The sequence below is a fragment of the Oribacterium asaccharolyticum ACB7 genome (assembly GCF_000238075.1).
Lineage (GTDB): Bacteria > Bacillota > Clostridia > Lachnospirales > Lachnospiraceae > Oribacterium > Oribacterium asaccharolyticum.
This window is the reverse complement of record NZ_JH414504.1, coordinates 685,143-710,363: the sequence shown is the minus strand read 5'-3', so window position 1 is coordinate 710,363 and position 25,221 is coordinate 685,143. Positions and strand designations below refer to the sequence as shown.

Genomic DNA, 25,221 nt, shown 5'->3' with positions numbered 1-25,221 from the left:
ACTGGCAAGATAACAAATCTTAATATAGTCTTGGAAAAAAATAAAAATAAAATTTTAATAAATATTATATTTCAAATACTTTTCTCCGATAATGAGGTAGATTGGTTTTTTAGAGGGGAGAAAACAATGAAATCGATTCGTAATACTTTAATACTTTGCATGCTCTTACCCATCGTGGTTGCTTTTGCTATGTTGGGCGGCACCTTAATGCTGTACATGAGTAATATCAGTGTTTCCGATGGAAACAAGACTATGCCGATTGCTGCCGCACAGACGGGAGAGTCTGTGGATGGCGTCTTAAATCTGGTACAGTCGAAGGTGGATTCCTTGGTGATGGCAACTTCCAGCCTTGCGGATGAAGACAAAATTCTCGGGAAGGACAGTCAATACTTTAGCGATTTCGAGAAGCGTATGAATGAGCTGGTTGTTTCCTCCACAAAGGATATCAACGGCTTGGTAGCTTCTTATATTCGTTATGACCCGAAGCTCACCTATGGTACTTCCGGAACGTTCTATACGGATGCGGACGGAAACGGTACTTTGGAAGAAGTGACTCCGACGGATTTGGGTGCATATGATCCCAGTGATATGGAACATGTCGGATGGTTCTATACGCCGTTGCAAAACAAGAAGGCAACTTGGATGGAGCCGTATTTTAATGCCAATATCAATAAAACCATCATTTCCTATGTGAGCCCGGTTTATTTAAAGAGCGGGGAAGGCTTTGCGGTTGTCGGAGTGGATTTTGACTTTGATTACCTGAATCAATTATTTTTAAAGCATCAAAAATACCATCCGGGAGATACCTATCTCTTAAATGCCGACGGAAAAATTTTATATCATCCGGATTTTACAAATGGAGAAAATTTTGCTGATATTTTAGACGGAAAATATAAAAATGTTACCTCCCAAATTCTCAGTACGGACAGCGGATACGTAAATGAAGGAAGTAAAAAGGATGCTGTTTTGCTGGGCTTCAGTACACTTGACAATGGCTGGAAGGTAGTGGTAACACCGGACCACAAGGATATTTACGGAGCCATTGAAACCCTGCAGATGACTTTGGGATTCTTCATTGCGGTTTATCTGATTATCATGCTCTTCATCTCGCTTTGGGTAGGAAACAAACAGGCTAAACCGATTCTTGCGCTTACCAAGTCGGTGAAAAAATTGGCCTCCGGTTCTTTAGACGAAGAAATCTCGGTAAAGAGCAGGAATGAAATCGGATCTCTTGCACATGGACTCAGACAATTGGTAGGACAATTAAAGGATTACAGAGCTTATATTCAAGAGATTACGGACAGCTTAAATGAGATTCAAAACGGTAATCTGAACATTGAGCTGAAGAATGAATATGCGGGAGAGTTTGCCAAGGTCAAGGTGGCTCTTTTGGATTTGTCGGATAAGCTGACAGATTTAATCGGGAATATTCAACTTTCCTCCGATCAGGTTTCCGAATCTGCAAAGAATGTGTCAAACGGAGCGCAGAATTTGACGGAAGGCTCGATGTCTCAGGCAAGCAGTATCGAAGAGTTGTCTGCAACAATCAGCGATATCTCCTCACGAATTAAGATGAATGCGGACAATGCGGGAAAGGCCGATTCTGAAGCCAAGGTAGGGCAGGAAGAGTTATTAAAGAGCGATGGACAGATGCAGGAAATGAAGAAGTCCATGAACCATATCAATGAAAAATCCGCGGAAATCAGTAAAATCATCAAGACAATTGATGACATTGCTTTCCAAACCAACATTCTCGCCTTAAATGCGGCAATTGAGGCTGCCAGAGCGGGTGAAGCGGGAAAAGGCTTTGCGGTTGTGGCTGACGAAGTTCGTAATCTTGCGCAGAAATCTGCTGAAGCGGCGCAAAATACAACTGTGCTTATCGACGAGACGGTAAAAGCGGTTGAGGTGGGCAGCAGCCTTGCGGACAGCACGGCAAATACTCTGCATCAGGTAGTTGAAGGACAAAATTCTTTAAGTAATTTAATCACGGAAATCGCCAGAGCCTCTGAGCAACAATCCTCTGCAGTATCCCAGATTACTACGGGAATTGAGCAGATTTCCAGTGTTGTACAAAATAACAGTGCTACCGCGCAGGAAAGCTCTGCAGCGAGCATGGAGTTAAATGAACAGGCTGAGAAACTGCGAAATCAAATCAGCAGATTCCGCCTTCGCGAAAGAGACAAGTCCGGCTTAGATGCCGAACCGACTGTTGTTCCGGATGAAAAAGAGGAAGTTTTGGAAGAAGTTCCGGAAAACAAAGAAGTTTTTCGGGAAGAAACAAAACGCTCGGAATATAATAAACCGGTTAAGGCGGTAAATGTACGTCCGGAATATAGAGAAGCGGAAGAAGAGTTTGTCTCGAACGCAGGAGATAAATATTAAAGCGCAGAGAAATAGAAGAAAGAGTGACACGATTATTTCGCTTGTTCGTTATGGAGAAGAGCATCCGTCCTTTCCTTTTTGGGAAGGGGCGGGTGCTTTTTCACTTGTTTTGGAACGAAAAGAAGGCGACAGACATTGGAACAAAGGAAGGTGGAAAACCTATTGGAACAAAGAAAGGTGACAAAAATATTGGGAAGGACCGGAAAAACAGGTGCTTCCAATACTTCAGCAAAAAAAAGAAAAAAAACGTTGACAAGATTATAAGGCATATAGTAATATATCGTTCGTGCCTCGAAAATAGAAGAGAACACAATTGCGGGTGTAGTTCAATGGTAGAATGTCAGCCTTCCAAGCTGAACACGTGGGTTCGATTCCCATCACCCGCTTTTTTGCCCAGATAGCTCAGTCGGTAGAGCAGAGGACTGAAAATCCTCGTGTCACTGGTTCGATTCCGGTTCTGGGCATTGTGCGCGAGTGGTAGAGTGGTACTATGTCTCCTTGCCAAGGAGAAGGTCGCGGGTTCGATTCCCGTCTCGCGCTCTCAGAGTAAAAGAGTAAATCGAAGGATAGCCCTTCGATTTTTTTTATTCATAACGAGTAGACCAGGCGAAGCCTGAGACATCTTTTATAACGTTTTTACTTAGCTATTGACAAAAGCATCCTTTTCCTTTACTCTGATTTAGATTTACTTGCAGAGGTATCGAAGTGGTCATAACGAGGCGGTCTTGAAAACCGTTTGTCCGCAAGGGCGCGTGGGTTCGAGTCCCACCCTCTGCGCTATTTGAAAAAGTCCGGAGTTTGAGCCGTATGGCTGAAAACACCGGGCTTTTGTCTTTTTCGACGAGTAGCGTGCGCCTAGCTTACGGAAAAAGAATTTGCTTGACTGTAAAATCCAAAAATGCTATAGTTACCGAGTTCGCAGAAGTGGCGGAATGGCAGACGCGCACGGTTCAGGTCCGTGTGAGGTAACACTCATGTGGGTTCAACTCCCATCTTCTGCATGATAGGAGAACTTGGAATGATTCTGAATTATTCCGGGTTCTTTTTTCTTTTTTCCGATTCACAGATAGACATTTTCACTTCCTATGGTAAAATTATTAAGAAACTCTTGGACGAAATGTAGGAGGAAACGATGAATAGGGAAATAGAAACAAAAGCAATTAACAGTATTCGTATACTTTCCGCGGATGGCATTCAGAAGGCAAATTCCGGACATCCCGGTTTACCTCTCGGAGCAGCGCCTGCCGCATATACTCTCTGGGGCAAGTTCTTGAACTTTAATCCAAGTCATTTACAGTGGGAAAATAGAGACCGCTTTATTTTATCTGCAGGGCATGGTTCCATGCTGCTTTATTCCCTATTACATTTATTCTCTTGCGGTCTTAAGAAAGAAGATTTGATGTCCTTTAGACAAATGGGATCCTTGACCCCGGGACATCCGGAGTATGGTCATACCATGGGGGTTGATGCTACGACGGGACCCTTGGGAGCGGGGCTGGCTATGGCAGTCGGCTTTGCCATGGCGGAGAGTCATTTAAGTGCGGAGTTCAATAAAGAAGGGCTTCCCCTGGTAGATCACAGAACTTATGCACTTTGCGGCGACGGATGCCTTATGGAAGGTATTTCCTCGGAAGCCCTGTCTCTTGCGGGAACGTTGAATTTACATAAGCTGACCATTTTGTATGATTCCAATCATATTTCTATAGAGGGAGATACGGAGATTGCCTTTGCGGAGAATGTCCAGAAGCGTATGGAGGCATTTGGCTTTAAAACACTTACCGTAGAAGATGGAAATGATGTTTCGGCCATTGCTGCGGCTTTACAGAAGGCTAAGGAAGATGACTCTGCACCGTATTTCATTACGGTTAAGACGGATATCGGCTATGGGGTTCCGAAGAAGCAGGGGACGGCTTCCGCTCACGGAGAGCCTTTGGGCGAAGAAAATATCAAAGAGATGCGTAAATTCCTGAACTGGGAGTATGAGGAAGCGTTCTACATTCCGGAAGAGGTCTATGCGCACTATCAAGGTCTTTTAGAAGAAAAAAAGAAGGCATACGATGCTTGGGAGGCGGTTAAAACGGAGTATGCGAAAAAATACCCTGCAGAGTATGAGAAATATGTATCTTATCATGATCCCAAGAAAGTCTTGGATTTGGTGAACAATGAAGAGCTTTGGGCAAAGCAGGAGAAGGCGGATGCGACCAGAAACTCCTCCGGAGAAGTTCTCCAGATTTTAAAGGAGGCTGTGCCGAATCTTTTTGGAGGCGCTGCAGACCTTGCTCCTTCCACCAAGACGGAAATGAAGGGAGAAGGATTCTTCTCGAAAGAGAACAGACTGGGCAAGAACATCCACTTCGGGGTGAGAGAGCTGGCTATGGCCGGGATTGCAAACGGCATTCTCTTACATGGAGGATACCGTTCCTATGCATCTACTTTCTTTGTTTTCAGTGATTATATTAAGCCAATGGCAAGACTATCCGCTTTGATGCGGATTCCGCAAATCTTTATTTTAACGCATGACAGTATCGGAGTAGGGGAGGATGGTCCTACTCATGAGCCAATTGAACAATTGGCTATGCTCCGTTCAACACCGAATTTCCGTGTATTCCGTCCTGCTGACAGACAGGAGACGGCGGCCGCCTGGTTCTCCGCATTGAGCAGTACGGATTGTCCTACCGCCATTGTTTTAAGCAGACAGAACTTACCGCAGCTATGCCGGGATGGAAAGGAAGCCCTGCAGGGAGCTTATATTCTTTCGGATTCCGAGAAAACACCGGAACTCATTTTCATTGCTACCGGTTCCGAGGTGGAACTCGCGGAAAATGCGGCAGAGATTTTAAGGGCAGAGGGAAGAGCGGTTCGTGTTGTTTCCATGCCGTCTATGGAAGTTTTTGAAATGCAAAGCAAAGAGTATCGGGACAAGGTACTTCCCGTCTCCGTTGAAAAACGAATTTCTGTGGAAGCCCTTTCCTCCTTCGGCTGGGGCAAATATGTAGGTCTCAAAGGAAAATCCTTATCGATGGACGGATTCGGTGCATCGGGACCTGCTAAGGAATTGTTTAAGCACTTCGGCTTCACGGTGGAGAACCTTGTAAACATGGCAAGATCTCTTTAAAGAAGAGAGACAGTTGTTTTAAAGTATTTATTTTAGCCAAAAAAGGAGAGTTATATGAAGTTTTTTATTGATACTGCGAATGTTGATGAAATTCGGGAAGCCTATGATATGGGAATCATTTGCGGATGTACGACGAATCCTTCCTTGATTGCGAAGGAGGGAAGAGACTATACGGAAACCTTAAAGGAGATTGCTTCCTTTCTGGACGGCCCTATCTCCGGCGAAGTCAAGGCGGATACCGTAAAGGCGGAAGATATGATTAAAGAGGGAAGAGAGATTGCTTCCATCTCTAAAAATATGGTTGTCAAGATCCCTATGACGGAGGAAGGGATGAAGGCGGTTAAGGTTCTTTCCAAAGAGGGGATTAAGACCAATGTTACTCTGATTTTCTCCGCTACACAGGCTGTCCTTGCCGCAAGAGCGGGAGCAACCTATGTTTCTCCTTTCCTCGGAAGACTGGACGATATTGCTTCCGACGGGATGATTTTAATTGAGGACATCATGGAAATCTTTTCTATGTATCCGGAGATTGAAACAGAGGTGATTTGTGCCTCCGTACGTCATCCGATTCATGTGGTACAATGCGCTAAGACCGGAGCGGATATTGCTACCGTACCGTTTAAAGTATTAAAGCAGATGATGCATCATCCCTTAACGGATATCGGTATTGAAAAGTTTATTGCAGATTACAGGAAGGTATTTTCCAACTAAGAATGTTTTTTATTCTTTTTCCTGTTATAGCATTGACAGCATTTTCACAAGTAATTATATTGGGAAGGTAGGCAGTAAAAACAGGTGAAAGAATATGGAACATAAAGAGATATCAAAAGCAGTTATCCAACGCCTTCCGCGGTATTATCGTTATTTGGAAGACTTGATGGATCAAGGAATAGAACGTATTTCCTCCGGGGATTTATCCCGGAGGATGCATTTAACGGCTTCACAGATTCGACAGGATTTAAATAATTTCGGCGGTTTCGGACAGCAGGGCTATGGCTACAATGTTTTCAATTTGCATGAAGAGATTGCCAAGATTCTGAAAATTGATCAGGTTCATTCGATGATTATTGTCGGTGCCGGACACTTGGGATTGGCACTTTCGAACTATACCAATTTTAGAAAAAGAGGATTTGATATCAAAGGGGTATTTGATAATAATCCGAAGGTGATTGGACAGGAAGCCGGAGGCGTCAAGGTTTCTCCCATGTCTGAGATGAAGGATATTGTGGAGAAAAATCATATTCGCTTGGCGGCACTGTGCATTCCCAAGGATGCAGCCGTTAAAATTGTGGATGATCTTATTTCGTACGGGGTAAGAGGATTTTGGAATTTTGCACATGTGGATTTGGAAGTTCCCGAGCATGTAGTGGTGGAAAATGTGCATCTTTCCGAAAGTTTGATGAGACTGTCTTACCGTGTTTTTGAGGAACAATGATGATGATATCTGTGGGCTCTGATATTCTGGAAATAGCTAGAGTGGAGCGTTTACAGAAAAAAGGCAGAGTAGAGAGGATTTTTACAGAAGAAGAACGCCGGCAAAGCGAGGGAAAAGCTTCTCGTCTTGCCGGTGATTTTAGTGTGAAAGAAGCGGTGGCAAAGGCACTCGGAACCGGAATAAGAGGTTTTTCACTTTTGGATATTGAGGTTTTGCGGGATGAACTTGGAAAACCCTATGTCAAGCTTTACGGCAATGCTTTAAAGCTTTTTAAAGCGCGGAGAGGACAGGCTTTGGAGGTGAGTATTTCCAACACAAAAAGTCTGGTGATTGCCAGTGCAGTAATCCTTGGAAAAGAAGCCGGAGGGCAGATGGATGCTTTGTGTGAAACAAAAAGATACTTTTTATCCATTCCGAAGAGGAATCCTTTGTCTCATAAGGGTTCTTACGGAACTGTGGGAATCATAGCCGGAAAAAAGGGGATGGCCGGCGCTGCCTTTTTTTCCGCCTTAGCTGCATATCGGGCCGGAGCCGGCTTGGTTCATCTGGTTTCTGATGAGGAAAATAGAAGCGTTCTGCAGACCATGGTTCCTGAAGCGATTCTTTCGGATGTGAGAGAACTGAAGGTGGAGGAGCTATTGCAAAAAAGTGAAATTCTCCTATTCGGTCCGGGAATCGGAACAGGAGAAGATAGAGAAAGGCTTCTCTTGAAGCTTTTAAACGAGCTAAGCAACTTTCCTCCGGCTTTTCTTATTCTGGATGCGGATGCGTTAAATGTGATAGCGGAGTCCTCTTTGTTGGACGAGGCATTATGTAAGGCTGCGGAGTACTGTCCGATTATTCTCACGCCGCATCTGAAAGAATTTTCGAGGCTTTGCCATTGCTCTCTTGAGGAAATTCTAAAAAACAGAGAAGAATTGGGTCGGAAATATGCTGCGAAGCATCGCTGTATTTTAATTCTGAAATCACATGATACGATGGTTTTTACCCCTTTTTCGGAGGATACGGGGAAAGAAACAGTACCGGGCAAAGAGGACAATTTTGGGGAAGGAAAAGGCTTTTTCCATAATCGGGAGGCATCTCCATCCTTAAGTAAGGGAGGCTCGGGAGATGCTTTTGCCGGTTTTTTAGCCGGTCTTCTGGCGGTTTTAAAGGAAAGATATCCGGAAATAGATAAGCATGAACTTGCGTTTCAGGCGGCCTGTCTTTCCGTTCTCATCCAGGTGAGAGGGGGGAAGCTGGCAGCGGAAGCCGAGGGAGAGCATGCTGTCCTGGCAAGGGACCTTCCTCATTATTTTGCCCTTGCCATGGAAGAGTTTATAGAAAAGGATGATGGGAAAGATGACAGATAAAAAGAGTTACGACAGAACCTATGCCATTGTGAATTTAGACAGGATAGAGGAGAATCTTCGACTCTGTAAGAAAAGTTTGAGAGAGGGCATAGCATTCTGTGCTGTAATTAAAATGGATGCTTATGGGCATGGCATGGTGGAAGTGGCGAAAGCGGTAGAGGAAGAATGTGCACTTTTCGGCGTGGCAACCATAGAGGAAGCAATTACCTTAAGAAAGGCAGGAATCGAAAAAAATATCCTGGTTCTTGGGGTTGTTCCGGAAAGCCAATATACATCTTTATTTGATTATCGGGTAATGCCGAGTCTCTTCACCACGAGGCAACTCGATAAAATCGAAAAAATAGCGGAAAAAAGAAAAACAAAACTGGCGGTACATATTGCTTTGGATACCGGAATGGGAAGAATCGGGATCCAAGTAGAAGAAAAAGATGCTTTGAAGACGGCAATGGATATTTTGAACAGTCCCTATGTGGAAGTGGAGGGGATTTTTTCTCATTTTGCATCCTGTGACGAGGCGGATAAGAGTTATACCTTGAAACAACATAAGCGCTTCCACGATTTTTTGGAAAGTTTGAAGAAAGAAGGCTATACCATTCCCCTATGTCATATTTCGAATTCTGCAGGTATCTTGGAAGATATCGGTACAGAGTACAATATGGTACGGGACGGCATCGCGCTTTACGGGATTTATCCTTCTTCGGAAGTGCGACAGGACCTGCCTCTCAAGATGGCACTTTCCTGGAAGGCGAAAATTTCGCATATAAAGACTGTTCCGAAGGGAGAGGGAATTTCCTACGGTTCCGCCTTTGTGACGGACAGGGAAATGCGGATTGCCACGATTCCGGTGGGTTATGGAGACGGTTATCCCAGAATCCTTTCCGGAAAGGCGGAGGTTATTATAGGCGGAAAGAAATGTCCTATCTTAGGCAGAGTTTGTATGGACCAGTTCATGGTGGATGTCAGTGCCGTAGACGCAGTTCTTTTCCAGGAGGTGACGCTTCTCGGGGAAGAGGGAGAGGAAGCAATCAGTCTTTATGATTGGGAAAAATTCGGTGTCTTCCCTTATGAGTTTTTATGCGGTCTCGGCAATCGTGTTCCCCGTGTCTATTTCAGAGGAAAGAAATGGATTGGTACTTTTGATCCGCATTCCAACCTTCATATTGCTGATTTTTCCTAGTTTGGAACCATAAGATATAGCAGGAAGTATGCGCCGTTTTCCATAAAAACGGCAGCCTTTGCAATTCGATAAAAAGGAACAAGGGCCAGGAAACACAGGTATTCTGAAAAAAACTTGCGAAGAAAAGAGAAAATAGGTACACTAAGAAAAAAATTAGAGGAGAGAGTATGTCAGGCCATTCAAAGTTTTCCAATATTAGAGCAAAAAAAGAAAAGAACGATGCGGCAAAGGGAAAGATTTTCACGATCATCGGTCATGAACTTGCCCTTGCGGTAAAGCAGGGAGGAACAGATCCGAACAGTAATTCAAAGCTTCGGGATGTCATTGCCAAGGCAAAAGCAAACAATATGCCGAACGATACCATTCAAAACGGGATTAAGAAGGCTGCCGGAGCACTGGATGCGGTGAATTTTGAAGAAATGCAGTATGAGGGCTACGGTGTAAACGGCGTTGCCATTATCGTAAAGGTATTAACGGATAATAAGAATCGTTCCGCGGCGGATGTACGTTCCGCTTTCACAAAGGGGAAGGGAAGTCTTGGCGCACAGGGATCCGTATCTTTCCTCTTTGAAGAAAAGGGACAGATTATTCTGGATAAGGAAGTCATGGATGATTTGGATAAAGATTTTGATGCGCTGATGGACATTGCCATTATGGCAGGTGCGGAGGATCTGATTGATCGGGATGACAGCTATGAAATTATCACGAGTCCGGCAGATTTCTCCACTGTGCGTGAAAATCTGGAACAAGAGAATATTCCCATGGTACAGGCGGAGGTCGTGATGATTCCCGGTAATACCGTTTCCGTGACAGAGGAAGAAGCGGTAAAGAACTTAAGAAAAACCCTTGATTTATTGGATGCATCCGATGATGTGCAGAGTGTTTATACGAATTGGGAAGAAGAATAGAAAGTTCCGGAGGAGCTTAGAGCTCTTCCGGAACTTTTTTTGGCGAAACAAGGATGGAATAGTTTTGGTGGTAAATCACAAAGCCGGGAGCTCCACCCACTACCTTTTTTAAATTTTTTCTTTCTGTATAATCCACTTCCACCTTGGCACTTTCTTTTTCCGAGGAGAAGTAGGCTGCAAGCTCGGCTGCTTCTTCAAAGAGACGGTCGGGAAGCTCTTCCAGATTCTTTCCTTCCGTTTTGGCAATGACATGGGAACCGGCTGAGCCTTTTACATGGAACCAAAAGTCCGTTGCCTCCGCAATACGGAAACTGACCTCTTCATTTTGATAATTGTTCTTTCCGACATAGAGAAGATAGCCGTCCGAGGAACGGAAGATTCTCGGAGAGGATTTGTCCTCTTTTCGTTCTTTTTTCTTCTTCTTGGAGAGTGGCTTCATGTAGCCGTATTCTCCCATTTCTCTTCGTATATCTTCTAAGTCTTCCGCATTCTCTGCGGTGGAAAGACTGTTCAAGATGGATTGCAGGTGTTTAAGCGTGCTTCTGCTTTCCTTTACTTGTGTGGAGAGATTTAATTCCGTGCGCTTTGCCTTATCGTATTTCTCAAAATACTTTTTGGCATTTTCTATGGGACTTAAGCTTTCGTCCAAGGGAATGTGTTCCTCTGTGCCGTTGTAATAATTCTCGCAGACCAATTCTTTTTCTCCGCCTTTTAGACTGTACCCATAGGTGGTAAGCAATTCTCCGAAGATTCGGAAACGCTCTTTTTTCTCCGTATCCTTCAGTTGTTTTTCCTGCAAACTCAGCTTTTTGCTGACGCGTTCCAAGAGAGTGGTACATTGTTTTTTTAAGTCTGTGGATTTTTGCCGGACACGGTCCTCTTTTTCCTTTCCACCGTAGTAAAATGTAAGAAGTTCGGAGGGAGAAGGAAAGACTTCGACGTGAAAGGCTGGATTTCCGCTATACTGCCGTACGGGAATGGCGGAAAAGTCAAAGGCTTTTTCATTTTCGTAGAGAATGGCGGGAGAGAAATCCCCTTCTTGAATCCGAAGTCGAAGTCTGCAGATGGCCTCGGAAAGCTTTTTCCAGTCGGAAGGAGACAGTCTGTCCAATTCCTGATCGGAGGCAAGACCGGCATCCAAGGAAAGCTCCCTGGCCGACATCGGACTTAAGCCGGAAAAGCTGTGGAAGAGGAGCTCGGAGAGGCTTTCCGCCTTGGACTCTCCTTTTCTGCTTTTCGCCCTGCTTTCCAAATAAGATTGCAAGTTTTCCAAGGGAAAGCAAAGGAGATTTTCTTTTTCGAACTGGTCGGGAATAAAGTACTTTCTCCCGGGTAAAACCTCTCGAACCGAGGATTGTACGGAGGAAATTCGTTTTATGGCGTCCAGAATAGTGAAATCTTCCTTTAAGAGGATGATGTTGGAATATTTCCCCATGATTTCTACGGAAAGATATTTTGTGCCTATATCGCCCAGTTCATCTCTATGGGATATATGGAGAAGGAGAACGCGCTCCAGCCCTTCTTCCGAAAGTGTAGCGGAAGCCTGCGTGATATTTTGAATAACTCCGTTTCCGATATGCTTTCTCAATGCCATACAAAAGCTTGGTGCGGTAAGCGGTGCAGTCTTATTTTTATCCGCCAGATAAACTAAGGGAATAGAAGGATTTACGGAAAGATGCAGAAGATATTGCTGTCTTTCCTTTTTGATTGTGAGTTGTAGTTCGTCCTTTTCACTCTGCACAATTTTGCTGATTTTTCCTCCGAGAATCGTATCTTTGAACTCGGAAACCAAAGCTGATAAAAATAAACCGTCAAATGCCATAAAACCACCCTTTTTTCCTTGAAAAAGCCCTAGTCCCTTGTTATCATAAAAAATTAACAGGAACGAATCCAGCTTGTGTATTTCCTAGGATAGGCGAAAGGATAAAAAAACACAAGAGAAAAGGAGTGCGTAAAAATGAAAAGTATGACCGGTTTCGGAAGGGCTACGGCCAACTTACAGGAACGTGACATTACGGTAGAAATAAAGTCGGTGAATTCCCGATTTTTAGATTTGAGTTTCCGACTGCCCAGAAGCTTTCAAGCGATGGAATTGAGTATTCGAAATCATTTGAAAGACCGAATTTCCCGGGGGAAAGTGGAGTTATTCCTTTCGCTGGAGGACAGTGCCGAAAGAAATAAGAAGTTACTGGTGGATCAAGCCCTGGCGGAAAGATATAAAAAGGAAATCACGGAGCTTTCCGAAAAACTGGGTATTCCCTGTTCTGTTACGGGAGATAGAATTTTCTTTTATCCCGAAGTTTTCAGGCTTGTAGAAGAAGAGGTTGAAGAAGACGCGGACGGACTTCTTTCTATTGTAGATAAGGCGATAGAGGAATTCGTTCATTCTCGGGAAGTCGAAGGGAGAAAGTTGCAGGAAGACTTGGAGTTGAAATTATCCGAGATGGAGTCTTATGTTCGATTTTTGAAGGAAAGGGAACCGGAGATTCGCCTGCAGTATGAAAAGCGCTTACGGAAGAAAATAGAAGAAAGTCTGGAGGGAAGAAGTATTGATGAAGGAAGGCTTCTGGAGGAAGTGGCAATCTTTTCCGATAAAGTCAGCACCGATGAGGAAATTACCAGATTGGACAGTCATATTCAAAGAGTAAAAGCGATTCTGAAAGAAGAATCGGCAGTAGGACGTGATTTGGATTTTTTAATGCAGGAGATGAATCGGGAAAGCAATACGATTCTTTCCAAGGCTACGGATTTAGACATTACGGATATTGCTTTAAAAGCGAAGAATTGTATTGAGAAAATGCGAGAGCAGGTACAGAACATAGAATAGAAGAGGGAAAGATGGAGAAAGGGATGTTGGTTGTGGTTTCCGGTTTTTCGGGTGCGGGAAAAGGAACCATTATGAAACGTATTACGGAGAAGTATGATAATTATGCCTTGTCTATTTCGGCTACTACAAGAAGTCCGAGAGAGGGTGAAGAAGAGGGAAAATCCTATTTTTTCGTGAGTAAAGCGCGGTTTGAAGAAATGATAGACAAGGACGAGCTGGTTGAGTACGCGAAGTATGTGGACAACTATTACGGAACACCAAGAAAATTTGTGGAAGACTGTTTGAATCGGGGAAAAGACGTTATATTGGAGATTGAAATTCAAGGCGCTCTAAAGATTAAGAAGAAATATCCGGGAAGTCTTCTGATTTTTATGACACCGCCTTCGGCAGAGGAGCTTCGTAGCAGACTGATCGGCAGAAATACGGAAGATGAAGCGACTGTCAACAAACGTCTGAGCCGTGCCATTGTTGAGTCGGAAGGGGTCGAAGCTTATGATTACATCTTGGTGAATGCGGATATTGACACTTGTACCGAAAAACTGCATAATCTAATTCGTGCGTCTCATGACCGGGTAGAAGCGCACTTGGATTTGATTGAAAAAATCAGAAAGGATTTAAGGAGGATAGAAGATGCTACGTCCAACATATAATGACTTAATAGATTCTATGAACAAGAATAGAGAAGAGGGAGAATTGGAAGTGCAGTCTCGCTATTCCGTTGTCATTGCCAGCGCAAAAAGAGCCAGACAGATTATTGACGGGGACGCGCCGCTTGTAAAGGCGGAGGAGGGCAGAAAGCCTCTTTCCGTTGCCATTGAAGAGATTTCCAAGAATCTGGTTAATGTAGAGAAAGGCTTGGATTACGAAGAAGAGCCGATACAGCATTCTCATGAAACGGAAGACTTTTCACGCTATGCCTTAGATGAAGATTTGGACGAGGAAGACGAGGAAGAGGATGATCCGGAGGCAGAGGAAGAAGAGTATATCGACGAGGAAGACGAGGAAGAGGATGACTATTCCGACGGAGATTATCCATCAGACGGTGAAGAATAATGAAGCTGTATTTGGAAAGCCTCGGTTGTGATAAAAACAGAGTGGATTCGGAGAAGCTCTTATCGGAACTTTTGGAAAAATATGAGGGCTCTGAGGTAACTTTGGATCCGTCTGAAGCGGATATTGCAATTGTGAATACCTGCTCGTTTATCGGACCGGCCAAAGAAGAAAGCATTAATACCATATTGGATTTAGCGGAGTATAAGAAAAGCGGAAGACTTAAGAAACTGATTGTTGCCGGCTGCCTTGTGGAACGATATAAGGATGAAATACGGAAGGAACTTCCCGAAATAGACGAGATTGCCTCTGTGAAAGACTATGTACGTCGTCTCGATTCACAGATGAAGAGAGTAGAGAGCGGAGAACGTTATACCCGCTACTTAAAAATAGCTGAAGGCTGCGATAAGTACTGCAGTTATTGTATTATTCCCCGTCTTCGGGGGCATTTCCGTTCCATTCCTATGGACATGGTTTTGGAAGAGGCGAGGGAACTTGTGGAAGACGGTGCGAAAGAACTGATTTTAGTGGCACAGGAGACGACTCTTTACGGAACCGATCTTTACGGGAAAAAGAGCCTGCATCTTTTGCTTCATGCTCTTTCCGAGATAGAAGGATTGGTCTGGATTCGAGTTTTGTATTGCTATCCGGAGGAAATAGAACTTCCGCTCATAGAAGAGCTTCGTGATAATCCGAAAGTCTGTCATTATTTGGATTTGCCGATTCAGCATTCTTCCGATAGGATTTTGAAAGCCATGAACCGGAAAACGCGGAGAGAAGAGTTAAAGGAAAAGATAGCGCTTCTTCGGAGAGAAATTCCCGATATTTGCCTACGAACAACTTTGATTACCGGCTTTCCCGGAGAGACGGAAGAGGATTTTCAAGATGTCCTTTCCTTCATTACGGAAGAACGTTTCGACAGGCTGGGCGTCTTCCCATACTCTCAAGAGGAAGGAACCCCTGCGGCAAGTATGGAGAATCAGATTCCGGAAAGTGTGAAGAACAAGAGACTTTCCCGTATTATGGAATTGCAGCAGGAAATTGCGTTCCAAAAGGCTGAGGAACAAAGGGGTAGGATTTTAAAGGCCCTTATTACGGGCTATGACGAGGAGGAAGGCAGAGTTATTCTTCGATCGTATATGGATAGTCCGGAGATTGACAGCTTTATCTTCGTAAAAGGACCGGAGAGAGTCAGCGGAGAGTTTGTCCAAGTGAAAGTAGTGGATACGGAAGGCTATGATTTAATAGGAGAGTATTGTGAATCTTCCCAATAAATTGACCGTTTTAAGGGCGTTGATGGTCCCTGTGTTTGTATTTTTTATCTTGTATCCGGCGGAACAGGAAATGCTATTCCGTCTGATTGCGTTGTTCTTGTTTTGTACAGCCTCTTTTACGGACTATCTGGACGGACATATCGCAAGAAAAAGAAATCTGGTTACCAATTTCGGTAAATTTATGGACCCCTTGGCGGATAAATTACTGGTTTGTTCCGCATTAATCTGTATGATTCCTTTATCAAGGCTTCCGGCATGGTACGTAATCATTCTCATATCCAGAGAATTTATTATTTCCGGTTTTCGTCTGATTGCCGTGGAGCAGAATGTGGTAATAGCCGCATCCTATTTCGGTAAGCTGAAGACAGTCAGCCAGATGGTGATGATTATTCTCCTCATTTTACAGCTTTCTGCCTTACATTTTGTCAATTTGCTTTTTATTTATCTGTCTTTAATTTTAACTATTGTTTCACTTATTGATTATTTATATAAAAATCGGAAAGTGCTGCAAGAAGGAGGCTTTTAATGGGAGAGAAGAAAAAGGAGAAGGAGCTTCATTACCCTATTGATGCTACTCTTGAAGAGCAGGTGGTGTTTCTTTTGAAAAACTCGAAGAAAACAATCACTACGGCTGAGAGTATTACCGGGGGGCTGGTTTCTGCCGCAATTACCTCGGTGGAAGGAGCTTCGGACTGTTTTAAGGTTGGATATGTAACTTATTCCAACAAATCAAAGCGGAAATTACTTTCCGTGAAAAAGGAGCTCTTGCGAAAGGAAGGCGCGGTATCGGCCTCTACCGCAAAAGAAATGGCAATTGGCGCCATGATGGAGTCTGAGGCGGATTTAGCCGTTGCGCTCACTGGAAATGCCGGTCCCGGCGCGTTGGAAGAGAAAGAGGTTGGTTTAGTCTATATTGCTGTTTGTGCAGGAGGAAAAACCAAGGTTCTGGAGTTCCATTTTACGGGAAACAGAAAAGAAGTTCGGGAACAGGCCTGTAATGCGGCTTTGCAAATGGTCAGAACCTATCTTACGGAAAAGAAATAATGCGTTTGTCTAAGAATTTATGCTTCGGGAATAGAGCCCAAAAATATATTCCCTATCTCATGGAAAATTTGAGAGAAGGGCATATTGTGCCCATGGCTTATCTGGTATATAGCGGATACGGAAGCAATTTATTCGAGTTCTATCCTTCTTCCATGCTGAAAATTAAAAACTTTCCCAGAAAAGAGGATGAGATTCTCGGGATAGCCTACGGATATAAGGATGCGCTTCAATTGGTATCGATGATGAGTCTTAAGAAGCTGAGAGGAGAGGAGAAATGCTCATCGTTTTAACGATTCTCAAATATCTCTTATTGGTTCTTCTTTTTTTGCTTCTGCTTCTTCTCTTCCTTTTGCTTTTTCTTTTATTTGTCCCCTTTCGTTACAAATTGGACGGGAAGAAGGAGAGGGAGGAAAAGCATCCGAGAGGGGAGTTCTCCCTGCGTTTTCCTCTTATGCACTTTCAGGCAAGCTATCAAGAGGAAAAACTGAGTTACTCCGGAAAGATTCTTTTCTTCACGATTTTTGAGGGAGGAAAAGAATGAATGGAATAATCGGAAAAGGGAAGAAGATTTTTCGGGAGAAACTGAGAAGCTTCAAAGAAGTTCTTGAGACCGCCAAAGAGCTTAGCAAGGAAGAATCAAGGGAAATGATAGCCCTTGTTTTACACGAAACGCTCCGCTTTTTAAAGACTTGTCGAATTCGAAAGGCAAAAGGAGAGTTCTATTTTGCAATAGAAGATCCTTATACTATGGGGCAGGTTTTAGAAGGTCTGGCGCTCTTTTATCCTCTTGTGCAGGATAAAATCAGACTTGTTCCGGAGTTTGGAGACAGTTATTATTATGGAAAGATTCGTATAGAGGGAAGAATACGGCTGATTCATCTGCTGATTCTGTTGGTTCGCCTTTTAAAAAATAAACAGTTCCGAAAATTAATCCTCAAGGGAGGGAAGCATGGCAAATAACAATACAAAAGAGCTTATTCAAGAACTATTTCAAGGGATGGACGGCTTTGTGCAATCCAAAACCGTTGTCGGAGAGCCGATTAAGCTGGGAGATACTGTTCTCATTCCTCTTATGGAGGTTAGCTGCGGAATGGCAAGCGGTGCTTTCGTTAAAGAGAATAACAAAAAAGGAGACGGCGGCGCCGGGGCTATGAATTCGAAGATCAGTCCTGCTGCAATGCTTGTGATTCAAAACGGAAGAACAAAGCTGATTCGGGTGAAAAATGAAGATGCTTTTTCCAAGATTATAGACATGATTCCGGAGGCTATCGATAAAATCACCGGAGGAAGCAGAGTCAGTGAGTCTGCTGAAGAGAAGGGACAGGAGGCTTTGGACTCTATGGTTCAAGCTGAAAAAAAGCAGAAAAAGGAAGATAAGAAGTATACGGTTCTTTCTGCCGGAGAAAGTGGCGATGTTTATGCCGATTCCGCCGAGGATGTAATTGATATAGATTTGAGTGATTTTGAAGAGTAAAAAGCGATTATTCCGGAAAGGTTGAATGATAGAAAGTTGATGCAGAGTTCTCGTTTAGATTTTAAATTTCTGCTTGCAATCTAAAATCATTTTTGCTATAGTACTATAGTCGCTGTGAAGCAGTGGATTTTTTAAAAGAGGGAGGTGCAATCATGGCTAAGTGTGCTATTTGTGAGAAGGCAGTACATTTCGGAAATCAAGTAAGCCATTCACATAGAAGATCGAACAAGATGTGGAAAGCAAATGTGAAGTCAGTTAGAGTGAAGGTAGATGGCGGTACAAAGAAGATGTACGTCTGTACTTCCTGCCTGCGTTCCGGTAAAGTTGAGCGTGCTGTTGCAGGCGCTGCGGAATAAGAAAAGCTTGAAAAGATATTGTCGAAAGGCAATATCTTTTTTTATGCCTTGACAGACTTATTATATTAGTGTACTATTTTACTAGTGCACTAATATAGAATTATGCCATATGATTTTTAGCTCAGTTGAGAAAGGAGGCAAAATGCAATACAATCCTTCTCTTCCAATCTACATACAGGTGGAAGCGGATATTATTAAGGATATGTTAAACGGAAAGCTCTCTTCGGGAGAAAGGCTGCCTTCAGGAAGAGACCTGGCTGTAAAGTATAAAATCAATCCCAATACCGCATCACGTGTCTATCAGGAATTGGAGCTGAAGGGGCTTTGCTTCACAAAGAGAGGAATGGGGACTTTCGTCACCGAAGATGAGAGAAGATTAAAGACGGAAAGAGAAAGGCGTGCAAAGGAATATACGGAAGAATATGTTGTGCGGATGAAGGATCTTTCCATTTCAAGAGAACTTATTCAGGAATACGTAAAGGAGGAAATTGATGCTTCAGTCTACAAAGCTAAGTAAGAAATATAATGGAAAAATCGCCTTGGATCATGTCGATGTGGAGCTTTTGGATGGTAAAATTTATGCCTTACTGGGCCCAAACGGTTCAGGAAAAACCACATTCATGAAGATTCTTTCCGGTCTGACAAGGGAGAGCGAAGGGGAGGTTACTTTAGACGGAGAAGCCCTTTCCATGAAAAGTAGAGCACTTGTTGCCTACCTTCCTACGGAGTCTCATGCGTATCCGTTTATGACGGTGGGAGAGTTTGGAGAGTATTATAAAAAGTTTTTTACGGATTTTCAGGAGACGAGATATACGGAGTTGATCCGGAGAATGGAGATTCCTTTTAAGACTCCATTTAAGGTTCTGTCTTCCGGAATGGATAAAAAGGTGCGGGTGGCGGCCACTCTTTCCCGGGATGCCAAGCTTCTTATTTTGGATGAACCCTTTAACGGTGTGGATCTTTTGGCCAGAGAAGAAATTGTGAAAATGATTCTTGAAGTGATGGCAGAGGACAAAATCATCCTGCTTTCCAGTCATCTGGTGGAGGAAGTGGAATCCTATGTGAATACGGCCCTGTTTTTTAGTGAGGGAAGGCTGATTGCGAAGGAAGATGTGGAAGAGTTAAGAAGCAGTAGAGGTATGGCTTTAACCGATCGCTACAGAGAATTATTCGGAAAGGTGGGAGATTGATATGTGGACTTTGATTCGATATGAAATGAGAAAAACGATGCAGATTAAAATTATTTCCGTTTCCCTGATTGCCATTTTTGAATTTCTACTGCTCTTTGGAAGCACAAGCGGAAATATTGCCGTTATGGGACTTGCGGGGGTATTTCTTTTCTTTTTCAGCTTTGTGGCATTTCTGCTTTTTGGCCTTTCCAGTATGGCGAGCCTAAGCAAAGACTTAAGTACCAACCAGGGCTATATGTTGTTTATGCTTCCCAAACCGAGCTATACCTTTCTTCTCGCTAAGATATTGGAAAGCTTACTCAGTACATTTTGTCTCAGCCTATTGCTGTACTTTCTGTTTCTCTTTGATATCTTTTTCTTCAGTGTGGATGTCGCCGGTTTTATGGATGTTTTTAAGATGGTATGGGGACTTACCATGGAAAGCAGACTGGGAGACTTTATCCACTTTATGATTTCCATCGCCTTGATTTATGCAGGATTTTGGCTGTATATGTCATGCCTGGCCGTTCTTTGTGTTACGGTACAGGCCAGTTTCTTCAGGGGGAAAATCTTGGCTTTCCTTATTTCAATCATTGTATTTTTGTTCCTGGCGGTCAACATTGTGGAGTGGTGCGCGACTCTTTCGGAGAAGATAGTGGATTTGGTCGGCTTGGACAGCCAAATGAATTCTCCTCTGCAGATCCTTTTCTTGACGTTGGTATCTCTTCTTTGCTTTGGTCTTTCCGCCTATATACTGGAAAAGAAGAGAAATTATTAATCCCTTTTCATCTATAGAAAAATAGAGTATACTAAGAAAGAATTCTCGAACTATCGAGAATTCTTTTTCTTTTAGCTTAGTATTGCTTTGTATACATGCTTAAAAACAGAATTCTTTTTTGTTTATTAAGAATTGGAGGACAGACTATGAAAGGAAAAATTCCGTCGCATTTTGGAGAGGTTGAAATTTCCGAGAGAGTCATTGCCGAGTATGCCGGGAATTCTGCGGTTTCCTGCTTTGGAATCGTGGGAATGGCCGCGGTGCCCATGAGCGGAAAAGGCCTTGCCCGTTTACTTAGGAAAGAGAGTTATCATAAGGGAATAGACGTAAGGATTAAAGAAAATAAAATCAGTCTGGATTTTCATGTCATTGTAGCTTACGGTGTCAGCATCAAGGCAGTTGCGGAAAATCTCATGGAAAGTGTTGAGTATCGCATTTCCCAGTTTACAGGTATGGAAGTGGACCGTATCAATGTGTACGTAGAAGGCGTACGCATTATTGATTGATAGGAGGGAAGGCCCTGTGAGTAAGGTGCTTAGTGTAAAAGAGTTAAAAAAGGCATTTCTAGCGGGTGCAAATCAGTTAAATGCTAAAAAAGATCTGATTAATGAGTTAAATGTATTCCCTGTACCGGACGGGGATACGGGAACCAATATGACGATGACCATCCTATCTGCAGCCAGAGAAGTGGACAGTGTGGAGGACAAAAATTTAAAGGATATTTTGAAGGCTATGTCCGGTGGGGCCTTAAGGGGGGCCAGAGGTAATTCCGGCGTTATCTTGTCCCAGCTGATTCGCGGTTTTACCAAAGAACTTTCGGAAAGCGGAGAGATGGATGCCTTATCCCTTGCAAAGGCATTCCAAAGAGCCGTGGAGACTGCTTACAAGGCTGTGATGAAGCCGAAGGAAGGAACCATACTGACCGTTGCAAAAGGAATGGCGGACAAGATTATGGAGCTTTCTCTGACAGAGGAAGAAATCCTTCCCTTGTTCGAAAAGGTTTATGCACATGGAGAAGAAGTTTTAGAGCATACGCCGGAGCTTCTTCCGGTACTGAAGGAAGCTGGAGTAGTGGATTCCGGCGGAGCAGGCCTTATGGCAGTCATGGAAGGAGCGCTTCGCTCTTTGCGGGGAGAGAAGATTGTCCTGGATCTGGAACTGAAGGAGAGTGGAGCAGTATCCGCTCTGGTAGGGGAAAGAAAGAACAAAGGAGAGATTTCCACTGCGGACATTCGCTTCGGCTATTGTACGGAGTTTATGGTTAACGGAGACCATGCCTTTACGGACGATGAGGTGGATGCACTTCGTACTTATTTGAACGGAATAGGGGATTCCATCGTATGCTTTTCCGATGAAGAATTGATTAAGGTACATGTTCATACCAATCATCCGGGAGATGCTTTTGAAAAAGGTTTATCGATGGGCTATCTTTCCAAGATGAAGGTGGACAATATGCGCCTGGAGCATCACGAGCTTTTGATTGAAGATGCGTCCCGCATTGCTGCGATGGAGAAGCTGGACGAGGAGCAGGTTAAGCCTGAGGAGAGAAAGACTTTCGGTTTTGTTGCGGTTTGCTCCGGAGACGGCTTGGAAAATATTTTCCGGGATCTTGGAGTGGATCAGGTTGTTTCCGGCGGACAAAGCATGAATCCTTCTACGGAAGATTTGATGCAGGCGGTAGAGAAAATTAATGCGGAGCATATTTTCATTTTACCCAACAATAAAAACATTATTCTCGCCGCAGAGCAGGTGGGAAGTATCTTATCGGAACAGTCTTTGGCGGTTATTCCGACCAAGACGATTCCCCAGGGAATTTCTGCGATACTTTCTTTCCAGGAGGAAGAAGATTTCGAGAAAAATAAAGAAGCTATGACGGAAAGTCTTTCCTACATTCATTCCGGAGAAATAACCTATGCAGTAAGAGATACTTCGATTGACGGCAGAGAGATTCATTCCGGAGACATTTTGTTCTTGGGAGATCAGGGGCTTCTTTCTGCAGCAAAGGATATATCCTCTGCAGTGAAAGAATCGATTCCCAAGATGGGAGAGGGAGAGATTTTGACCCTTTACTACGGAGAGGAAGTAAAGGAGGAAGATGCGGAAGCATTGGTTTCGGAAATTCAAAACGAACATCCGGAGTTGGAAGTGGAGTTGCATCGCGGCGGACAGGCTGTCTATTACTATATTGTATCTTTGGAGTAAGACTGCAGACGCTCTGCCTGAGAGAAAAGAGGACTTTCTATAGGAAAAGGATGTAAGCATGCTACAGGATGCCATAGAAAGAGTTAAGGGAGTGGGGGAGAAAACCGCCACTCTCTTTCATAAAGAGGGGATTTTCACAAAGGAAGACCTGATTCTCGGTTTTCCAATCAGTTATAGAGAATATCCGGCCCCCGTCTTAATCCAACAGGCAAGAGATAAGGAGTGGATGGCCTTTTCTGGAGTCTTAAAGGAAGATTTCAGGGGAAATTCTGGGAATGCGAAGGGCTTTCTCTTCGCCAAAGTTTTCGATCAGAGCGGAGAGATTATTCTACAGTACTTTCATGCTCCTTATATTCGTAAAGTTCTAAAAAAAGGGATGCAATTTGTCTTCTTCGGACAGGTCAGGGAGTTCAAGGGGAGCTTGTATCTCCAGCAGGCGAAATATTTTTCTCCGGAGGAGTATCGGGAAAAACAGCGCTGTCTGGAAGCGATATACTCGGGGACAAAAGGAATGAAAAGCTATGTTCGGAGGAAGGCGATAGCGGAAATTTTCAAAGAAGACTTCCGCTATCCGGACCTATTTTCCGAAGCAGACTTGGAAAGGCTTTCACTTCGGAATAAAAAAGAGAGCTTACGGCTTCTTCATTTCCCACGAAATTTCAAGGAGAGAGAAGAAGGGAGGAGGCGCTTTGCCTTTGAGGAACTCTTTTTTTACTCTTTGTATCTGGAGAAGGAAGAAAAAGAGTATAAGAAAGTAAAAGAGACGGTTCTTTATCAAGAGGGAGAAGAGGAAGACTTTCAATCTTACTTTCCTTTTGCTCTTACGAATTCACAAAAAAACTGTATTACGGAAATGAATCGGGAACTTTTGGAGAAAAAAAGGATTTTTCGTTTTGTGGAGGGAGACGTAGGATCCGGAAAGACGGTAATTGCTTTTTATTTACTGTACTTAACGATGAAACGCAAAAAACAAGTCGCTTTTATGGCGCCTACCGAGATTTTGGCAAGGCAGCACTATGAAAATGCTCTAAAACTTTTTCCGAATGGAATAGCCTTACTGCTTGGCAGTACAAGTCTCAAAGAAAAAAAGAGGATTTATAAGGACATCGCGGAAGGAAAGATACTGGGAGTCTTCGGGACACAATCTTTAATTCAGGAACTTGTTCACTTCCAAGACTTGGAGAGTATTATTATTGATGAACAGCATCGCTTTGGCGTGAAAGAGAGAAGGAAGCTGGAAGAAAAAGGAAAATTTCCGCATGCACTTTTTCTTTCCGCGACACCTATTCCGAGAAGTCTTGCAAAGTTATTATACGGCAGTTTACCGCTTTCCGTTTTGCAGGAAAAACCGGCAGACAGACTTCCCATAAAGAATGCCTTGATTCATAAGGAAGAGCAAGGAAAGGCCTTCTCCTTTATCTTGGAAGAAATCCAAAAAGGCAGACAGGCTTATGTCATTTGTCCGATGATAGAAGAAAATGAGAACTTGGAAGTAGAGTCGGTTCTTTCTTATGAAAAGCTGTTGAGGAAATCCTTTCCGGAAAATGTGCGGATTTCCGTATTACACGGGAAGATGAAGGCTGAGCAAAAAGAGGAAGTGATGGAGGCTTTTAAGCAAGGAAAAACACAAATTTTACTTTCCACCACCGTTGTGGAAGTCGGCGTAGATGTAGGAAATGCAACGGTTATGCTGATTGAGAATGCGGAACGTTTTGGTCTTGCACAGCTGCATCAGCTGCGCGGAAGAGTGGGAAGATCCGCTTTACAGAGTTATTGTATCTTTCTGGATCGAAAGGATGATGAAAAGTCGAGAGAACGTCTGGAAATCATCAAGAACAGTAATGACGGCTTCAGTATTGCAAAAGAGGATTTACGACTGAGGGGACCCGGTGATCTTTTCTTTGGGGAAAGACAATCCGGAGACTTGCAATTTCATATGGCGGATCCGATTCTGGATGAAGCCCTTTTCCGAGATGCAAGGTTGGAAGCGGAGAGAATATTGAAACAGGATCCAAATTTGGAAAGGCATGAAAAACTGCAAAATGCTTTTTTGAAAATGCTTGAGGCGGATTGTCCCTAGCTTTTTATAACGGATAAGGAGAGTATAGATGAGAGTGATTGCCGGAACAGCAAGAAGAATGAACTTAAAAACGCCGGACGGTCTGGATACACGTCCTACACAGGATAGAATCAAGGAAACCTTATTCAATATCATTCAATTTGATCTTATGAATAAGGATGTACTGGATCTTTTTGCCGGAAGCGGAGCACTTGGGATAGAAGCCCTTTCCAGAGGGGCAGCCAGGGCGGTTTTCTGTGATTCTGCCAGACAGGCAATCCTTTGCATTGAAGAAAATCTGCAAAAAACGCATTTTAAAGAGCAGAGCCTGGTCCTTTCCGGAGATTATAACGGAGCGATTAACAGTCTGATGCGAAAGGACTATCATTTTGGACTTGTCTTTATGGATCCTCCTTATGGTCGAGAACTTGCGGAAAAAGCTTTGATCCGTTTAAAGGACAAGGCTTTTGTGAGTCAAGATACTCTTTTTGTTGTGGAGGCGGGGCTACAGGAAGACTTTTCCGGAATGGAAGAGGAAGGATACAGTATTTTAAGGGAAAAAATTTACAAAACCAATAAACATGTTTTTCTTCGTTTAAAAGGTGAAATAGGATAA

Annotated in this window: 26 protein-coding genes and 5 tRNA genes; 30 read left to right on the top strand and 1 reads right to left on the bottom strand. The window is 43.5% G+C overall.

The genetic code is table 11. The features are described 5' to 3' along the window. The first annotated feature begins 126 nt into the window (after window positions 1–126). The 12 genes from HMPREF9624_RS03235 to HMPREF9624_RS03175 all read left to right on the top strand — a co-directional run bounded on the left by HMPREF9624_RS03235 (window position 127) and on the right by HMPREF9624_RS03175 (window position 10,372). Entirely contained in the window at window positions 127–2,385 is a 2,259-nt protein-coding gene (locus HMPREF9624_RS03235) for a methyl-accepting chemotaxis protein (protein WP_009536514.1), read from the top strand. Window positions 2,386–2,700: 315 nt separating this feature from the next. Beyond that, window positions 2,701–2,771 (top strand) — tRNA-Gly (locus tag HMPREF9624_RS03225). Between the two features lie 5 nt (window positions 2,772–2,776). Then, window positions 2,777–2,849: transfer RNA gene (locus tag HMPREF9624_RS03220), tRNA-Phe, on the top strand. A gap of 4 nt (window positions 2,850–2,853) precedes the next feature. Further along, a tRNA-Gly gene (locus HMPREF9624_RS03215) sits at window positions 2,854–2,925 on the top strand. A gap of 151 nt (window positions 2,926–3,076) precedes the next feature. Then, window positions 3,077–3,162: transfer RNA gene (locus HMPREF9624_RS03210), tRNA-Ser, on the top strand. A 141-nt stretch (window positions 3,163–3,303) separates the two neighbouring features. Then, window positions 3,304–3,386: transfer RNA gene (locus HMPREF9624_RS03205), tRNA-Leu, on the top strand. Between the two features lie 131 nt (window positions 3,387–3,517). Continuing rightward, the gene (gene tkt, locus HMPREF9624_RS03200; protein ID WP_009536513.1) at window positions 3,518–5,500 is read left to right on the top strand and encodes a transketolase; all 1,983 of its coding nucleotides are present in this window, start codon (window positions 3,518–3,520) and stop codon (window positions 5,498–5,500) included. 54 nt (window positions 5,501–5,554) lie between these two features. Continuing rightward, window positions 5,555–6,211: a fructose-6-phosphate aldolase gene (gene fsa, locus HMPREF9624_RS03195; protein ID WP_009536512.1), complete on the top strand. Its 657-nt coding sequence runs from the start codon at window positions 5,555–5,557 to the stop codon at window positions 6,209–6,211. A 94-nt stretch (window positions 6,212–6,305) separates the two neighbouring features. After that, window positions 6,306–6,935, top strand: a complete 630-nt coding sequence (locus HMPREF9624_RS03190; protein WP_009536511.1) for a redox-sensing transcriptional repressor Rex — start codon at window positions 6,306–6,308, stop codon at window positions 6,933–6,935. Beyond that, the gene (locus HMPREF9624_RS03185; protein ID WP_242822613.1) at window positions 6,932–8,287 is read left to right on the top strand and encodes an NAD(P)H-hydrate dehydratase; all 1,356 of its coding nucleotides are present in this window, start codon (window positions 6,932–6,934) and stop codon (window positions 8,285–8,287) included. The genes HMPREF9624_RS03190 and HMPREF9624_RS03185 overlap by 4 nt, the downstream gene beginning before the upstream one ends. Next, window positions 8,277–9,464, top strand: a complete 1,188-nt coding sequence (gene alr / locus HMPREF9624_RS03180; protein ID WP_009536509.1) for an alanine racemase — start codon at window positions 8,277–8,279, stop codon at window positions 9,462–9,464. Before HMPREF9624_RS03185 ends, alr begins: the two co-directional genes overlap by 11 nt. A 167-nt stretch (window positions 9,465–9,631) precedes the next feature. After that, window positions 9,632–10,372 (top strand): YebC/PmpR family DNA-binding transcriptional regulator, encoded by a 741-nt coding sequence (locus HMPREF9624_RS03175; RefSeq protein WP_009429061.1) that lies wholly within the window; start codon window positions 9,632–9,634, stop codon window positions 10,370–10,372. Window positions 10,373–10,388: 16 nt separating this feature from the next. Here HMPREF9624_RS03175 and HMPREF9624_RS03170 read toward each other — a convergent pair whose 3' ends face one another. Beyond that, window positions 10,389–12,194 carry an Rqc2 family fibronectin-binding protein gene (locus HMPREF9624_RS03170; RefSeq protein WP_009536508.1) on the bottom strand — a complete coding sequence of 602 codons (1,806 nt, stop codon included), beginning with the start codon at window positions 12,192–12,194 and terminating at the stop codon, window positions 10,389–10,391. Between the two features lie 135 nt (window positions 12,195–12,329). Here HMPREF9624_RS03170 and HMPREF9624_RS03165 point away from each other — a divergent pair, with 135 nt between their 5' ends. From HMPREF9624_RS03165 to rsmD, 18 genes are all read left to right on the top strand, one after another. Further along, window positions 12,330–13,199: a YicC/YloC family endoribonuclease gene (locus HMPREF9624_RS03165; RefSeq protein WP_009536507.1), complete on the top strand. Its 870-nt coding sequence runs from the start codon at window positions 12,330–12,332 to the stop codon at window positions 13,197–13,199. 11 nt (window positions 13,200–13,210) lie between these two features. After that, a complete protein-coding gene (gene gmk / locus HMPREF9624_RS03160; protein WP_009428597.1) occupies window positions 13,211–13,849 on the top strand; it encodes a guanylate kinase in 639 nt (212 codons plus the stop codon). After that, a complete protein-coding gene (rpoZ, locus tag HMPREF9624_RS03155; RefSeq protein ID WP_009429435.1) occupies window positions 13,830–14,252 on the top strand; it encodes a DNA-directed RNA polymerase subunit omega in 423 nt (140 codons plus the stop codon). Before gmk ends, rpoZ begins: the two co-directional genes overlap by 20 nt. Further along, complete coding sequence (gene rimO, locus HMPREF9624_RS03150) at window positions 14,252–15,523, top strand: 30S ribosomal protein S12 methylthiotransferase RimO (RefSeq protein ID WP_009536506.1); 1,272 nt, start codon at window positions 14,252–14,254, stop codon at window positions 15,521–15,523. Before rpoZ ends, rimO begins: the two co-directional genes overlap by 1 nt. Beyond that, window positions 15,507–16,049 (top strand): CDP-diacylglycerol--glycerol-3-phosphate 3-phosphatidyltransferase, encoded by a 543-nt coding sequence (gene pgsA / locus HMPREF9624_RS03145; protein WP_009536505.1) that lies wholly within the window; start codon window positions 15,507–15,509, stop codon window positions 16,047–16,049. Before rimO ends, pgsA begins: the two co-directional genes overlap by 17 nt. Next, the gene (locus HMPREF9624_RS03140) at window positions 16,049–16,567 is read left to right on the top strand and encodes a CinA family protein (protein ID WP_009429024.1); all 519 of its coding nucleotides are present in this window, start codon (window positions 16,049–16,051) and stop codon (window positions 16,565–16,567) included. Before pgsA ends, HMPREF9624_RS03140 begins: the two co-directional genes overlap by 1 nt. Continuing rightward, the gene (locus HMPREF9624_RS03135; protein WP_009536504.1) at window positions 16,567–16,857 is read left to right on the top strand and encodes a hypothetical protein; all 291 of its coding nucleotides are present in this window, start codon (window positions 16,567–16,569) and stop codon (window positions 16,855–16,857) included. The genes HMPREF9624_RS03140 and HMPREF9624_RS03135 overlap by 1 nt, the downstream gene beginning before the upstream one ends. Further along, window positions 16,842–17,108, top strand: coding sequence for a hypothetical protein (locus HMPREF9624_RS03130; RefSeq protein WP_009536503.1), 267 nt, complete (start codon window positions 16,842–16,844; stop codon window positions 17,106–17,108). The genes HMPREF9624_RS03135 and HMPREF9624_RS03130 overlap by 16 nt, the downstream gene beginning before the upstream one ends. Then, on the top strand, window positions 17,105–17,527 hold the full coding sequence (locus HMPREF9624_RS03125) for a hypothetical protein (RefSeq protein WP_009536502.1): 423 nt from the start codon (window positions 17,105–17,107) through the stop codon (window positions 17,525–17,527). Before HMPREF9624_RS03130 ends, HMPREF9624_RS03125 begins: the two co-directional genes overlap by 4 nt. Next, window positions 17,517–18,041: a GerW family sporulation protein gene (locus HMPREF9624_RS03120; protein ID WP_009536501.1), complete on the top strand. Its 525-nt coding sequence runs from the start codon at window positions 17,517–17,519 to the stop codon at window positions 18,039–18,041. The genes HMPREF9624_RS03125 and HMPREF9624_RS03120 overlap by 11 nt, the downstream gene beginning before the upstream one ends. A 152-nt stretch (window positions 18,042–18,193) precedes the next feature. After that, window positions 18,194–18,397, top strand: a complete 204-nt coding sequence (gene rpmB / locus HMPREF9624_RS03115) for a 50S ribosomal protein L28 (RefSeq protein WP_009428400.1) — start codon at window positions 18,194–18,196, stop codon at window positions 18,395–18,397. A gap of 142 nt (window positions 18,398–18,539) precedes the next feature. Further along, window positions 18,540–18,914: a GntR family transcriptional regulator gene (locus HMPREF9624_RS03110; protein WP_009536500.1), complete on the top strand. Its 375-nt coding sequence runs from the start codon at window positions 18,540–18,542 to the stop codon at window positions 18,912–18,914. Next, complete coding sequence (locus tag HMPREF9624_RS03105; RefSeq protein WP_009536499.1) at window positions 18,889–19,587, top strand: ABC transporter ATP-binding protein; 699 nt, start codon at window positions 18,889–18,891, stop codon at window positions 19,585–19,587. The genes HMPREF9624_RS03110 and HMPREF9624_RS03105 overlap by 26 nt, the downstream gene beginning before the upstream one ends. Before the next feature lies 1 nt (window position 19,588). Beyond that, the gene (locus tag HMPREF9624_RS03100) at window positions 19,589–20,344 is read left to right on the top strand and encodes a hypothetical protein (RefSeq protein WP_009536498.1); all 756 of its coding nucleotides are present in this window, start codon (window positions 19,589–19,591) and stop codon (window positions 20,342–20,344) included. Between the two features lie 146 nt (window positions 20,345–20,490). After that, the gene (locus HMPREF9624_RS03095) at window positions 20,491–20,850 is read left to right on the top strand and encodes an Asp23/Gls24 family envelope stress response protein (RefSeq protein ID WP_009428205.1); all 360 of its coding nucleotides are present in this window, start codon (window positions 20,491–20,493) and stop codon (window positions 20,848–20,850) included. 16 nt (window positions 20,851–20,866) lie between these two features. Beyond that, complete coding sequence (locus tag HMPREF9624_RS03090; protein WP_009536497.1) at window positions 20,867–22,546, top strand: DAK2 domain-containing protein; 1,680 nt, start codon at window positions 20,867–20,869, stop codon at window positions 22,544–22,546. Between the two features lie 58 nt (window positions 22,547–22,604). Continuing rightward, window positions 22,605–24,626: an ATP-dependent DNA helicase RecG gene (locus HMPREF9624_RS03085; RefSeq protein ID WP_009536496.1), complete on the top strand. Its 2,022-nt coding sequence runs from the start codon at window positions 22,605–22,607 to the stop codon at window positions 24,624–24,626. A gap of 28 nt (window positions 24,627–24,654) precedes the next feature. Then, window positions 24,655–25,221 carry a 16S rRNA (guanine(966)-N(2))-methyltransferase RsmD gene (gene rsmD, locus HMPREF9624_RS03080; protein WP_009536495.1) on the top strand — a complete coding sequence of 189 codons (567 nt, stop codon included), beginning with the start codon at window positions 24,655–24,657 and terminating at the stop codon, window positions 25,219–25,221.

Bases quoted from the DNA above. Each gene is read 5' to 3' on its own strand.
- HMPREF9624_RS03235 (WP_009536514.1), top strand. From the start codon at position 127: ATGAAATCGATTCGTAATACTTTAATACTTTGCATGCTCTTACCCATC.
- rsmD (WP_009536495.1), top strand. From the start codon at position 24,655: ATGAGAGTGATTGCCGGAACAGCAAGAAGAATGAACTTAAAAACGCCG.
- HMPREF9624_RS03100 (WP_009536498.1), top strand. From the start codon at position 19,589: ATGTGGACTTTGATTCGATATGAAATGAGAAAAACGATGCAGATTAAA.
- alr (WP_009536509.1), top strand. From the start codon at position 8,277: ATGACAGATAAAAAGAGTTACGACAGAACCTATGCCATTGTGAATTTA.
- HMPREF9624_RS03190 (WP_009536511.1), top strand. From the start codon at position 6,306: ATGGAACATAAAGAGATATCAAAAGCAGTTATCCAACGCCTTCCGCGG.
- HMPREF9624_RS03120 (WP_009536501.1), top strand. From the start codon at position 17,517: ATGGCAAATAACAATACAAAAGAGCTTATTCAAGAACTATTTCAAGGG.
- HMPREF9624_RS03095 (WP_009428205.1), top strand. From the start codon at position 20,491: ATGAAAGGAAAAATTCCGTCGCATTTTGGAGAGGTTGAAATTTCCGAG.
- HMPREF9624_RS03185 (WP_242822613.1), top strand. From the start codon at position 6,932: ATGATGATGATATCTGTGGGCTCTGATATTCTGGAAATAGCTAGAGTG.
- rpoZ (WP_009429435.1), top strand. From the start codon at position 13,830: ATGCTACGTCCAACATATAATGACTTAATAGATTCTATGAACAAGAAT.
- HMPREF9624_RS03125 (WP_009536502.1), top strand. From the start codon at position 17,105: ATGAATGGAATAATCGGAAAAGGGAAGAAGATTTTTCGGGAGAAACTG.
- gmk (WP_009428597.1), top strand. From the start codon at position 13,211: ATGGAGAAAGGGATGTTGGTTGTGGTTTCCGGTTTTTCGGGTGCGGGA.
- rimO (WP_009536506.1), top strand. From the start codon at position 14,252: ATGAAGCTGTATTTGGAAAGCCTCGGTTGTGATAAAAACAGAGTGGAT.
- HMPREF9624_RS03135 (WP_009536504.1), top strand. From the start codon at position 16,567: ATGCGTTTGTCTAAGAATTTATGCTTCGGGAATAGAGCCCAAAAATAT.
- HMPREF9624_RS03105 (WP_009536499.1), top strand. From the start codon at position 18,889: ATGCTTCAGTCTACAAAGCTAAGTAAGAAATATAATGGAAAAATCGCC.
- rpmB (WP_009428400.1), top strand. From the start codon at position 18,194: ATGGCTAAGTGTGCTATTTGTGAGAAGGCAGTACATTTCGGAAATCAA.
- fsa (WP_009536512.1), top strand. From the start codon at position 5,555: ATGAAGTTTTTTATTGATACTGCGAATGTTGATGAAATTCGGGAAGCC.
- HMPREF9624_RS03170 (WP_009536508.1), bottom strand. From the start codon at position 12,194: ATGGCATTTGACGGTTTATTTTTATCAGCTTTGGTTTCCGAGTTCAAA.
- HMPREF9624_RS03165 (WP_009536507.1), top strand. From the start codon at position 12,330: ATGAAAAGTATGACCGGTTTCGGAAGGGCTACGGCCAACTTACAGGAA.
- HMPREF9624_RS03140 (WP_009429024.1), top strand. From the start codon at position 16,049: ATGGGAGAGAAGAAAAAGGAGAAGGAGCTTCATTACCCTATTGATGCT.
- HMPREF9624_RS03130 (WP_009536503.1), top strand. From the start codon at position 16,842: ATGCTCATCGTTTTAACGATTCTCAAATATCTCTTATTGGTTCTTCTT.
- HMPREF9624_RS03110 (WP_009536500.1), top strand. From the start codon at position 18,540: ATGCAATACAATCCTTCTCTTCCAATCTACATACAGGTGGAAGCGGAT.
- HMPREF9624_RS03175 (WP_009429061.1), top strand. From the start codon at position 9,632: ATGTCAGGCCATTCAAAGTTTTCCAATATTAGAGCAAAAAAAGAAAAG.
- HMPREF9624_RS03085 (WP_009536496.1), top strand. From the start codon at position 22,605: ATGCTACAGGATGCCATAGAAAGAGTTAAGGGAGTGGGGGAGAAAACC.
- tkt (WP_009536513.1), top strand. From the start codon at position 3,518: ATGAATAGGGAAATAGAAACAAAAGCAATTAACAGTATTCGTATACTT.